8 protein-coding genes are annotated in these 11,987 nt (G+C 72.7%); 7 read left to right on the forward strand and 1 reads right to left on the reverse strand.

All coding sequences use genetic code 11. The annotated features are described in order from the left end of the window. Positions 1–322: 322 nt before the first annotated feature. Together ACWD3O_RS27045 and ACWD3O_RS27050 are read left to right on the forward strand one after the other, a co-directional pair. A complete protein-coding gene (locus tag ACWD3O_RS27045; RefSeq protein ID WP_451417686.1) occupies positions 323–1,111 on the forward strand; it encodes a hypothetical protein in 789 nt (262 codons plus the stop codon). Positions 1,112–1,647: 536 nt separating this feature from the next. Next, the gene (locus ACWD3O_RS27050; protein WP_451417687.1) at positions 1,648–3,198 is read left to right on the forward strand and encodes a M28 family metallopeptidase; all 1,551 of its coding nucleotides are present in this window, start codon (positions 1,648–1,650) and stop codon (positions 3,196–3,198) included. 122 nt (positions 3,199–3,320) lie between these two features. Here ACWD3O_RS27050 and ACWD3O_RS27055 read toward each other — a convergent pair whose 3' ends face one another. Beyond that, positions 3,321–4,151, reverse strand: a complete 831-nt coding sequence (locus ACWD3O_RS27055; RefSeq protein ID WP_451417688.1) for a lysozyme — start codon at positions 4,149–4,151, stop codon at positions 3,321–3,323. A gap of 165 nt (positions 4,152–4,316) precedes the next feature. Between ACWD3O_RS27055 and ACWD3O_RS27060 the strand changes: the two genes are divergently transcribed. From ACWD3O_RS27060 to ACWD3O_RS27080, 5 genes are all read left to right on the forward strand, one after another. After that, positions 4,317–5,051, forward strand: coding sequence for a spermidine synthase (locus ACWD3O_RS27060; protein WP_451417689.1), 735 nt, complete (start codon positions 4,317–4,319; stop codon positions 5,049–5,051). Between the two features lie 96 nt (positions 5,052–5,147). Then, on the forward strand, positions 5,148–5,885 hold the full coding sequence (locus ACWD3O_RS27065; protein ID WP_151771308.1) for a response regulator transcription factor: 738 nt from the start codon (positions 5,148–5,150) through the stop codon (positions 5,883–5,885). Next, entirely contained in the window at positions 5,882–7,009 is a 1,128-nt protein-coding gene (locus ACWD3O_RS27070) for a sensor histidine kinase (RefSeq protein ID WP_451410373.1), read from the forward strand. Before ACWD3O_RS27065 ends, ACWD3O_RS27070 begins: the two co-directional genes overlap by 4 nt. A gap of 306 nt (positions 7,010–7,315) precedes the next feature. After that, positions 7,316–11,119: a multifunctional oxoglutarate decarboxylase/oxoglutarate dehydrogenase thiamine pyrophosphate-binding subunit/dihydrolipoyllysine-residue succinyltransferase subunit gene (locus ACWD3O_RS27075; RefSeq protein WP_451410372.1), complete on the forward strand. Its 3,804-nt coding sequence runs from the start codon at positions 7,316–7,318 to the stop codon at positions 11,117–11,119. Positions 11,120–11,245: 126 nt separating this feature from the next. After that, positions 11,246–11,425, forward strand: coding sequence for a DUF6104 family protein (locus tag ACWD3O_RS27080; RefSeq protein WP_030049542.1), 180 nt, complete (start codon positions 11,246–11,248; stop codon positions 11,423–11,425). Positions 11,426–11,987: the final 562 nt, after the last annotated feature.

Here is an 11,987-nt window from a genome sequence, read left to right on the forward strand (position 1 = left end):
GGTACGGTTCCGGTTTTCGGTGTCCGACCCTCCCAGTGCCGGTGGGCGGTGACCGGTCATCAACCGTCCCGCCACCCGAAGGAGTGAACATCGGAGGGTAGTTGAGGGGCAAGTTACAACCCCCCACCCGCGCGGTCGTCCGAGCGGGGCCCCGGACCCCCGGGTGGACGGCCGACACGGACTTTGGCAGGATTCGCCGCCACGCCTTCACAATCACGCCGGATTCCCCACCAAGCGGGCACGACCCGGGAGTTCCGCCACCTGCCGCGCCTCGCCGCCGGTGTTCCCGCGCGACCGGCGACGCCGCGTGCAGACTGGCCGGATGCGTACCGAACTGGCCTCCGAGCCCTCCGAACTCGGCTTTCCCAACGAGGACTTCGTCTCCGTCGGACTCCCCGCCTCCGGCCTCGGCGGCGCGGTGGTGGTGCTCGACGGGGTCACTCCTCCACGCGGCGAAACCGGGTGTGTGCACTCCGTTCCCTGGTTCACCGCCCGGCTCGGCGGGGCACTGACCGAACTGTCCCTATCCCGGCGGGATCTTCCCCTGACGGAGGTGCTGGCCGCCGCGATCCGGCGCACGGCCGAGGCGCACGCGGACAGCTGTGACCTTTCTCACCCGCGGACGCCGCAGGCCACGGTGGTGGTCGCGCGGTGGGACGCGGAGACGGTGGAACACCTGGTGCTCGCGGACTCCGTGCTGCTGGTGGAACGGGCCGACGGGGAGGTGGTCGCGTGCACGGACGACCGGCTCGCGCGGATCCCGCGGGAGCGGCTGCGGTCGGCCGCGTACGTGGACGCGAACCTGCGGAACCGGGAGGGGGGCTTCTGGACCGCCGCGGCCGATCCCGGCGTCGCCGCGCGGGCCGTCGTCGGCTCGGTGCCGCGGGACGGGGTGCGCTCCCTCACCGCGCTCACCGACGGCGCGACGCGGTGGGTGGAGGTCTTCGGCCGCGGGGGGTGGGGGGACGCGCTCGCCGTGGTCCGCGACCGCGGGGCGGGCGCCCTCATCGCGGAGGTCCGCGCCCTGGAGTCCGCGGACGCCACCACCCGCGCCCACCTCGGCCCTTCCAAAACCCACGACGACGCCACCGTCGCCCACCTACGCCTCTGACACCTCCGGTCCCCTACGGGGGGGAGAGGCAGGCCGTGCAGCGCGCGGCGCGGCCGTGAGGCGTGCGGCGCGGCGGGACCGTGCGGGAGGCGGGGCGGCCGTGCGGGGAGGCGCGGCCGTGCGGCGTGCGGGGAGGCAGGGCCGTGCGGGGAGGCGCGGCCGTGCGGCGTGCGGGAGGCGGACCGTGCGGCGCGGCGCGGCGGGACCGTGCGGGAGGCGGGGCGGCGCGGCCGTGCGGTGTGCGGGGCGGCGGGACCGTGCGACGTGGGGGAGGCGAGGCCATGCGGGGAGGCGAGGCCGAACGCCGCGCGGCCATGCGGGGCGGCGCGGCCGTGCGGGAGGCGGGACCGTGCGGCGTGCCGGAGACGGGACCGTGCGACGTGCGGCGCGGCGCGGCCGTGCGACGTGCGGGGTGGCAGGGCCGTGCGGGGAGGCGGGGCCGGGCACTGCGCGGGGCGGGGAAGTCCCGCGTTGCGGGGGTTCCGGAGGGGGGTGAGCATGGCGGGAGGTTGCCCTGACGAGGGAAGGAACCCCGCGTGCGCAGACGCAGAGCCGTGACCGCCGCCCTCACCGTTCCGTTCCTCCTCGCGGCCGCCCCCGCCCCGCCCCCCGAGGACCCCGCGGCCGCCCCGGCCCTCGCCGCCCGCCTCGTCACCCGCGCCGACGCGCGGGACGCCCACCGCCACCTCGTCGCGTTCCAGCGCATCGCCGACGCCAACGGCGGCAACCGCGCCGCCGGCACCCCCGGCGCGGACGCGTCCACCGCCTACGTGCGGGACGCCCTCCGCCGGGCCGGCTACCGGGTCACCACGGTCCCCTTCGCGTTCACCTACGCCGAGGCCCTCGCCGAGAAGCTCCGCCTCACCGCTCCGGGCGCCGCCCCGCGCGACGTCGGCGTGAAGCTGATGACCTACACCGTCTCCACCCCCGAGGGCGGCCTCACCGCCTCCCTCGCCGCCCTGCCCGCCCGCGGCGACGACACCCCCGGCTGCGAGGCGTCCGACTACGCCGCCCACGCGGTGCAGGGCAAGGTCGCGCTGGTCCCCCGCGGCGCCTGCTCGTTCGCCGAGAAGCAGCGCGCCGCCGCCGAGGCCGGCGCCGCCGCCGTCCTGATCGCCAACAACGAGGACGGCCCGCTGCACGGCACGCTCGGCGACCCCTCCGCCGCCGTGATCCCGACCGGCGGGGTGAGCCGCGAGGACGGCGCGGCGCTGTCCGCCGCGGCGGAACGGGCCGGGAAGGCGGGGGCCACCGTCACCCTCGACCTCCGCGAGCGCCGCGAACGGCGCACCGCCCACAACGTGATCGCCGAGACCCGCGGCGGCGACCCCGCCCGCACGGTGATGCTCGGCGCCCACCTGGACTCCGTGACCGAGGGCCCCGGCATCAACGACAACGCCTCCGGCTCGGCCGGCCTGCTGGAGGTCGCCCTGGAGCTGGCGCGGGCCGAGCACCGCCCGGCCCACCGGGTGCGTTTCGCCTGGTGGGGCGCAGAGGAGTTCGGCCTCCTCGGCTCCACCGAGTACGTCGGCGGCCTCTTGGCCGAGGAGCGCGAGCGGATCCGGCTCTACCTGAACTTCGACATGATCGCCTCGCCGAACTACGCGCTGTTCGTCTACGACGGAGACGACTCCGACGGCCTCGGCGCGGGCCCCGGCCCGGCGGGCTCGGCCCAGCTGGAGCGGCGCATCACCGCGTTCCTGGACCGCCGCGGCCTGCCCCACCTGGGGACCGACTTCACCGGGCGCTCGGACTACGGCCCGTTCGTCGAGGCGGGCATCCCCTCCGGCGGCACCTTCACCGGCGCGGAGGAGGCCAAGAGCGAGCAGGCGGCCGCCCTCTTCGGCGGCGAGGCGGGGAAGCCCTACGACCCCTGCTACCACCAGGCCTGCGACGACCTGGACAACATCGCGCGGCCCGCCTTCGAGGCCAACATCGACGTCATCGCGGACGCCGTCGGCACCTACACGCACGACCTGGCGTCCCTGTCCGCCCCCGCACCCGCCCCGGCGGCCGCCGCCCCCGCGCCCGCCGCCGCGACGACCGGCGGCGGCCTGCGCCCGGGGCACGCGGGCGTCACACGCTGAGCAGCCGGGCGACCGAGGAGCTGAGCAGCCGAGCGGCCGAGGCCGCCGTCCGAGGGCCCGCGGGACCCGGACCCGGGCCCGGTCCCGGGCCCCCGAACGGCGGCACGCCGCGCCGCGCCGCGTCAGCCGAGCGCCAGCGCCTGCACCCGGTCGTACGCCCCGTTGAACCGGTTGTGGTCCCCGACGATCGGCCCGGTCGAGGTGTACTGCCACATCGTGTAGTACGGCCACCCGGCCGGCAGCGTGCCCACGGTCGAGGCGTAGCGGGCGATCCAGAGCGGGTTGCTCGCGCCGAACCCGCTGTAGTTGCCGGTGCACTCGGTCCACCAGCTGGTGGCGGTGTAGATCACCGCGTCCCGCCCGGTCCGGGCCTTGTAGGTGGTCAGGAAGTCGCGGATCCAGGCCACCATCTGGCTCTGGGTCTTGCCGTAGCAGGACGCCCCGTACGGGTTCCACTCGATGTCCAGCACGCCCGGGAGGGTCCTGCCGTCGCGGGACCAGCCGCCCCCGTTGTCGACGAAGTAGTGGGCCTGGGCGGCGCCGGTCGTGGTGTCCGGGGTGGCGAAGTGGTACGCGCCGCGGATCATGCCGACGTTGTACGACCCGTTGTACTGCTGCGCGAAGTACGGGTTCTTGTAGTAGGTGCCCTCGGTGGCCTTCGCGTAGGCCCACCGCACGCCGCTGGTCCACAGCCCCGACCAGTTCACGTTGCCCTGGTGGCTGCTGACGTCGACGCCCTCGGTCTGGGTCACGGCGGCGGCCCTGCCGCTCGGCGGCTCGCCGTGCCGGCCGTCGTGGGCCGGGACGCCCATGCCGAGGTGGGCGGAGCCCCGGGCGGGCGGCTTTCCGGCCGCGGTGCCCTCGGCGGCCTGGGCGGGGGTGACGGTGAGGGCGGCGAGGGCCGCGAGGAGCGCGCCGGCGAGTACGGCGCGCGAGGGTCTGAGCACGGACATGCGGAACCTCCGGTGGGGAGCTCGAAAGCTGTTTTGCCGCGAACATGTCAGTGGTGCCGGGCACCGAAGCTACGCCCGTAGAGCTCCCCCGGAAAGAGCGCCTGCCCCCCGCGGGGCCGCGCCGGTTCCCCCGTTCGCCGATATCCGGCCACCGGGCTTGGCAGGATGGACGGCATGTCCGCCACGTACACCCCCGTGCAGGCGGGGGACGCCGAGCCCCCCGTCGTCGTGGACCGCCGCACCGGCCCCCACGGCGAGATCGTCCTGCGCCGCCACGGACCGTTGCTGCAGATCATCGCGAACGGCTGCTTCCTGATGGACACCTCGGACGGCCGCTCCGAACGCCTTCTGGTCGACGCCGCCGCCCGCCGGCTCGAGGAGACCGGCGGCCGCGCGGCGCCGCGTCTGCTGATCGGCGGCCTGGGGGTCGGATTCTCGCTCGCACACGCCGTCGCCGACCCCCGCTGGGAGCGGATCACGGTGGTCGAGCGCGAGCCCGCGGTGATCGACTGGCACCGTTCGGGCCCCTTGACCCACCTCACCGCCGAGGCCCTCGCCGACCCGCGCACGGAGATCGTCGAGGCCGACCTGACGCGTTATCTGAATGTGACTTCCCACACCTGGGACGCCCTGTGCCTGGACATCGACAACGGCCCCGGGTGGACGGTTGACGAGGGCAACGACAGCCTCTACGCACCGGCCGGACTGGCATGCTGCGCAAGGGTTTTGCGCCCCGACGGGGTGCTGGCGGTCTGGTCGGCCCAGCCGTCCCCGGAATTCGAAGGTACCTTGCGGAATGCCGGGTTCCGACAGGTCCGTACCGATGAGGTCCCCGTTGCCCGAGGAGTCCCCGACGTGATCCACCTGGCTCTGCGGCCCGGGATGGCTCTTGACGGGTGACTCCCCGTACGCTGCCCCTGGCGCCGATCATCGGCGCCGTGACCGCAGGCATGGGAATCACCCCACGGATTCCGGAAAGCACACCAGGGGCGGGCGATGGAGCAGACACACACCTCGCACAGCGGAAGCACGGCGACGCAGGGCGCTCAGCGCAGAGTCCTGGTGGTCGAGGACGACCCGACGATCGTCGACGCCATCGCGGCCCGCCTGCGCGCCGAGGGGTTCCTGGTGCAAACAGCGGGTGACGGACCGGCCGCCGTGGACACCGCGGAGGCGTGGCAGCCCGACCTGCTGATCCTCGACGTGATGCTGCCCGGCTTCGACGGCCTGGAGGTCTGCCGCCGCGTCCAGGCCCAGCGCCCGGTGCCCGTGCTGATGCTCACCGCGCGCGACGACGAGACCGACATGCTGGTCGGCCTCGGCGTGGGCGCCGACGACTACATGACCAAGCCGTTCTCCATGCGGGAGCTGGCGGCCCGGGTCCACGTGCTGCTGCGCCGCATGGAGCGCGCCGCGCTGGCCGCCGCCACGCCGCGCTCGGGCGTGCTGCGCCTGGGCGAGCTGGAGATCGACCACGCCCAGCGCCGGGTGCGGGTCCGCTCCGAGGACGTCCACCTGACGCCCACCGAGTTCGACCTCCTGGTGTGCCTGGCCAACACCCCGCGCGCGGTGCTCTCCCGTGAGCAGCTGCTGGCCGAGGTGTGGGACTGGGCCGACGCCTCCGGCACGCGGACCGTCGACAGCCACATCAAGGCGCTGCGCCGGAAGATCGGCGCGGAGCGCATCCGCACGGTGCACGGCGTGGGCTACGCCCTGGAGACGCCGACGCCATGACCAGCGACCCGGTGGCCGGGCGCCCGGTGAACGGGCGCGGACCGTACGGGCCGACGTGCCCCCGGCGCGGGATGCGTCCGTTCTCGATCAAGACCAAGCTGTGCGCGCTGGTCGTGATCTCGGTGCTGATCACCACGGGGTTCCTGCTCATAGCCCTGCGCACGGACACCGAGCTGCGGTTCGTCATGGTCTTCTCCATGATCGCGACGCTGCTGATCACCCAGTTCGTCGCGCAGTCGCTCACCGCCCCGCTGGACGCCATGACCGGCGTGGCCCGGTCGATAGCGCACGGCGACTACGGCCGCCGGGTCAGCGAGAACCGGCGCGACGAACTCGGCGACCTCTCCCGGGCGATCAACCGGATGGCCGACGAACTCGACGCGCAGGACCGCCAGCGCAAGGAACTGGTGGCGAATGTCTCGCACGAGCTGCGCACCCCCATCGCCGGGCTGCGCGCCGTGCTGGAGAACGTGGTGGACGGCGTCTGCGAGGCGGACCCGGAGACGATGCGGACCGCCCTGCGGCAGACCGAGCGTCTGGGCCGGCTGGTGGACACCCTGCTGGACCTGTCCCGCCTGGACAACGGCGTGGTGCCGCTGAAGGCCCGCACCTTCGAGGTCTGGCCGTACCTCTCGGGGATCATCAAGGAGGCCGGCATGGTCGCCGCGGCCCGCCCCGGCCTGGCCTCCGGCTCCGGCACGCACACCCGCAGCGACGTCCACCTGCACCTGGACGTCCAGCCCACCGGGCTGACCGCGCACGCGGACCCGGAGCGGCTGCACCAGGTGCTCGCCAACCTGATCGACAACGCGATGAAGCACAGCCCGTCCCGCGGCCGGGTCACCGTGCGCGCCCGGGGCGGCCCGTACCCGGGCTCGCTGACGCTGGAGGTCCAGGACGAGGGTCCCGGCATCCCGCGCGCCGAGTGGCACCGCGTCTTCGAGCGCTTCAACCGCGGCTCCGCACCGTCGCACGGCCCGGGCAGCGACGGCGGCACCGGGCTGGGGCTGGCGATCGCCCGCTGGGCCGTGGAACTGCACGGCGGACGCATCCGCGTGGCCGAATCCGAGCGCGGCTGTCGCATGCTCGTCACCCTTCCGGGAAACATCCCGGATGAGGGTTGACGTAAAGTTCGGACCAAGACCTCTTCAAGATCGACCGACGTCCGCGCCGGTGGACCACGTGTCAGCACGTGGAAGGGGGGAACAGGCTCGTACGGAGGCCGTGCGCGGCTTCCGTCGTCGCACCCGTACACACCTGTTTCATAGGGGAACCCCGGTTGTTTCCCGCCATTTCCGCCGCCGAAACACGCTCGCGGATGTGATGTGCGCGACGATGACCGGGCCCGGCCTGACCATCCCTGCCGGGGAGGCGTAGCCTTTGTTCCCGCTGTCCATAACCTTGTGAAGCGGAAGAGGGCGGTTGCCGCCGTGTCGCCACAGTCCCCCAGTAACTCGAGTGTCTCGACCGACGCAGGTTCGGCGGGTAAGAACCCCGCGGCCGCGTTCGGTGCCAATGAGTGGCTCGTCGACGAGATCTATCAGCAGTACCTCCAGGACCCGAATTCGGTAGACCGCGCCTGGTGGGACTTCTTCGCCGACTACAAGCCGGGCTCCTCCGCCCAGCAGTCCGCCGCGCCGGCCCCGGCCGCCCCGGCCCAGCCCGCAGCCCCGGCCCCGGCCGCCGCTCCGGCGCAGGCCGCCGCTCCCGCCGCCCCGCAGCAGGCCGCCGCTCCGGCCGCCCCCGCGAAGCCCGCGGCCCAGGCCGCTCCCGCCCCGGCGAAGCCCGCCGCCGCCCCGGCTCCGGCCGCGGCCCCGGCGAAGGCCCCCGCCAAGGCGAAGGCCGAGCCCGCGACCGAGGCGAAGGCGGGGCCCGAGTACGTCACCCTGCGTGGCCCCGGCGCCGCCGTCGCCAAGAACATGAACGCCTCCCTGGAACTGCCGACCGCCACCTCGGTCCGCGCCGTCCCGGTGAAGCTGCTGTTCGACAACCGCATCGTCATCAACAACCACCTCAAGCGCGCCCGGGGCGGGAAGATCTCCTTCACGCACCTCATCGGGTACGCGATGGTGCAGGCCGTCAAGGCCATGCCGTCGATGAACTACTCCTTCGCGGAGAAGGACGGCAAGCCGACGCTGGTCAAGCCGCCGCACGTCAACCTCGGTCTGGCCATCGACCTGGTGAAGCCCAACGGCGACCGCCAGCTGGTCGTCGCGGCCATCAAGAAGGCCGAGACGCTGAACTTCTTCGAGTTCTGGCAGGCCTACGAGGACATCGTCCGTCGCGCCCGCGACAACAAGCTGACGATGGACGACTTCACCGGCGTGACGGTCTCCCTCACCAACCCCGGCGGCATCGGCACCGTGCACTCCGTGCCGCGCCTGATGCCCGGCCAGTCGGTGATCATGGGCGTCGGCGCCATGGAGTACCCCGCCGAGTTCCAGGGCACCTCCCAGGACACCCTGAACAAGCTGGGCATCTCCAAGGTGATGACCCTCACCTCGACCTACGACCACCGGGTCATCCAGGGCGCCGCCTCGGGCGAGTTCCTGCGGATCGTGTCGAACCTGCTGCTCGGCGAGAACGGCTTCTACGACGAGATCTTCGAGGCGCTGCGCATCCCCTACGAGCCGGTCCGCTGGCTCAAGGACATCGACGCCTCGCACGACGACGACGTCACCAAGGCCGCCCGCGTCTTCGAGCTGATCCACTCCTACCGGGTCCGCGGCCACGTCATGGCCGACACCGACCCGCTGGAGTACCAGCAGCGCAAGCACCCCGACCTGGACATCACCGAGCACGGGCTCACCCTGTGGGACCTGGAGCGCGAGTTCGCCGTCGGCGGCTTCGCCGGCAAGTCGATGATGAAGCTCCGCGACATCCTCGGCGTGCTCCGCGACTCGTACTGCCGCACCACCGGCATCGAGTACATGCACATCCAGGACCCGAAGCAGCGCAAGTGGCTCCAGGACCGCATCGAGCGCCCGCACTCCAAGCCGGAGCGCGAGGAGCAGCTGCGGATCCTGCGCCGCCTGAACGCCGCCGAGGCCTTCGAGACGTTCCTGCAGACCAAGTACGTCGGCCAGAAGCGCTTCTCGCTGGAGGGCGGCGAGTCCGTCATCCCGCTGCTCGACGCGGTGATCGACTCGGCCGCCGAGTCCCGCCTGGACGAGGTCGTCATCGGCATGGCCCACCGCGGCCGCCTGAACGTCCTCGCCAACATCGTCGGCAAGTCCTACGCGCAGATCTTCCGCGAGTTCGAGGGCAACCTCGACCCGAAGTCGATGCACGGCTCCGGCGACGTGAAGTACCACCTGGGCGCCGAGGGCACCTTCACCGGCCTCGACGGCGAGCAGATCGCCGTCTCGCTGGTCGCCAACCCCTCGCACCTGGAGGCGGTGGACCCGGTCCTGGAGGGCGTCGCCCGCGCCAAGCAGGACATCATCAACAAGGGCGGCACGGACTTCACCGTCCTGCCGATCGCCATCCACGGCGACGCGGCCTTCGCGGGCCAGGGCGTGGTGGCCGAGACCCTGAACATGTCGCAGCTGCGCGGCTACCGCACCGGCGGCACGGTCCACATCGTCATCAACAACCAGGTCGGCTTCACCGCGGCCCCCGAGTCCTCGCGTTCCTCCATGTACGCGACGGACGTGGCCCGCATGATCGAGGCCCCGATCTTCCACGTCAACGGCGACGACCCCGAGGCCGTCGTCCGGGTCGCCCGGCTCGCCTTCGAGTTCCGCCAGGCGTTCAACAAGGACGTGGTCATCGACCTCATCTGCTACCGCCGCCGCGGTCACAACGAGTCGGACAACCCGGCCTTCACCCAGCCGCTGATGTACGACCTGATCGACAAGAAGCGCTCGGTGCGCAAGCTGTACACCGAGTCCCTCATCGGTCGCGGCGACATCACGCTGGAAGAGGCCGAGCAGGCGCTGCAGGACTACCAGGGCCAGCTGGAGAAGGTCTTCACGGAGGTCCGCGAGGCCACCGCGCAGCCCGTCCCCTCCGAGGCCTACGACCCGCAGGCCGGCTTCCCGGTCCCGGTGACCACCGCGATCTCCTCCGAGGTCGTCAAGCGGATCGCCGAGTCGCAGGTCAACATCCCCGACCACATCACCGCGCACCCGCGCCTGCTGCCGCAGCTGCAGCGCCGCGCCGCGATGGTCGAGGACGGCACCATCGACTGGGGCATGGGCGAGACCCTCGCCATCGGCTCGCTGCTCCTCGAGGGCGTCCCGGTCCGCCTCGCGGGCCAGGACTCGCAGCGCGGCACCTTCGGCCAGCGTCACGCGGTCATCATCGACCGCGAGACCGGCGAGGAGTTCACGCCGCTGCTGTACCTGTCGGACGACCAGGCCCGCCTGAACGTCTACAACTCCCTGCTCTCCGAGTACGCGGCGATGGGCTTCGAGTACGGCTACTCGCTGGCCCGTCCCGAGGCGCTGGTCATGTGGGAGGCGCAGTTCGGCGACTTCGTCAACGGCGCGCAGACGGTGGTGGACGAGTTCATCTCCTCCGCCGAGCAGAAGTGGGGCCAGACCTCCGGCGTCACCCTGCTCCTGCCGCACGGCTACGAGGGCCAGGGCCCGGACCACTCGTCCGCCCGCCCGGAGCGCTTCCTCCAGATGTGCGCGCAGAACAACATGACGGTTGCCATGCCGACCCTGCCGTCGAACTACTTCCACCTCCTGCGGTGGCAGGTGCACAACCCGCACCACAAGCCGCTGGTGGTCTTCACCCCGAAGTCGATGCTGCGGCTGAAGGCCGCCGCGTCGAAGGCGGAGGAGTTCACGACGGGCAGTTTCCGCCCGGTCATCGGCGACGAGTCGGTCGACCCGACCGCGGTGCGCAAGGTCGTCTTCTGCGCCGGCAAGGTCTACTACGACCTCGACGCCGAGCGGAAGAAGCGCGGCGACACGGAGACGGCGATCATCCGCCTGGAGCGGCTGTACCCGCTCCCGGGCGAGGAGATCCAGGCCGAGCTCGCCAAGTTCCCGAACGCCGAGAAGTACCTCTGGGTGCAGGAGGAGCCGGCGAACCAGGGCTTCTGGCCGTTCATCGCTCTGAACCTGATCGACCACCTCGACCTGAAGGTCGGCGCGGACGTCCCCGCCGCCGAGCGCCTGCGCCGCATCTCGCGTCCGCACGGCTCGTCGCCGGCCGTCGGCTCCGCGAAGCGCCACCAGGCCGAGCAGGAGCAGCTGGTCCGTGAGGTCTTCGAGGCGTAAGGCCCCGCAGTCCTCCTGGTGAGGGCCCGGTCCAGGTTTCCCCGGCCGGGCCCTTACCCTTTCCCCGTACCGTCCACCGTCCACCGTCCTGACCGTCCGGTCCACCGCAGGAGAGACACCACCGCCATGTACTTCACCGACCGCGGCATCGAGGAGCTGGAGAAGCGGCGCGGCGAGGAGGAGGTCACCTTCGAGTGGCTCGCCGAGCAGCTGCGCACGTTCGTGGACCTCAACCCCGACTTCGAGGTCCCCGTCGAACGCCTCGCCACCTGGCTCGCCCGCCTCGACGACGAGGACGACGACTGACCTTCCCGGCGGGCCTCGCTGGTCCGCCGCGCGAGCGGTACGCGGCTGCCGTACCGCCCCGCCCTTCGGGCACTGCAGCGCCCTTCCCGGCCGAGAGCACAGGGGAGGGTGCCGCCCGCAACGAGCGTCCCGCTCCACCTCCGGCAGGCCGACGACACCGGCACCGTCCGCACGCGACCCCCGCCGCAGCACTGCGCAGTACACCCTGCGTAGACGGCACCGAGCCCCCTCACCGAGGGGCAACACCGACGGCCGCCGGGCCGCACCACCCCGCCGAGCGGCCCGCACCACCTGACCCGAACCGACGACACCGTCCGCACGCGCCCCCGCCGCGGCACCGCGCAAGTACACCCTCAGCGGACCGCACCGAGCACTCCCACCGTGGGACGGCACCAACGGGACGCGGGGCCGCGCCTCCCCGCCGAGCGGCGCGCACCACCTGACCCGAACCGACGACACCGTCCGCGCGCGCCCCCGCCGCGGCACCGCGCAAGTACACCCTCAGCGGACCGCACCGAGCACTCCCACCGTGGGACGGCACCAACGGGACGCGGGGCCGCGC

The sequence above is a fragment of the Streptomyces sp. NPDC002640 genome, from assembly GCF_053592575.1.

What these genes read in the sequence shown, in the direction of transcription:
- ACWD3O_RS27045 (WP_451417686.1), top strand. Translation starts at nt 323, where the DNA reads ATGCGTACCGAACTGGCCTCCGAGCCCTCCGAACTCGGCTTTCCCAAC.
- ACWD3O_RS27055 (WP_451417688.1), bottom strand. Translation starts at nt 4,151, where the DNA reads ATGTCCGTGCTCAGACCCTCGCGCGCCGTACTCGCCGGCGCGCTCCTC.
- ACWD3O_RS27060 (WP_451417689.1), top strand. Translation starts at nt 4,317, where the DNA reads ATGGACGGCATGTCCGCCACGTACACCCCCGTGCAGGCGGGGGACGCC.
- ACWD3O_RS27065 (WP_151771308.1), top strand. Translation starts at nt 5,148, where the DNA reads ATGGAGCAGACACACACCTCGCACAGCGGAAGCACGGCGACGCAGGGC.
- ACWD3O_RS27070 (WP_451410373.1), top strand. Translation starts at nt 5,882, where the DNA reads ATGACCAGCGACCCGGTGGCCGGGCGCCCGGTGAACGGGCGCGGACCG.
- ACWD3O_RS27080 (WP_030049542.1), top strand. Translation starts at nt 11,246, where the DNA reads ATGTACTTCACCGACCGCGGCATCGAGGAGCTGGAGAAGCGGCGCGGC.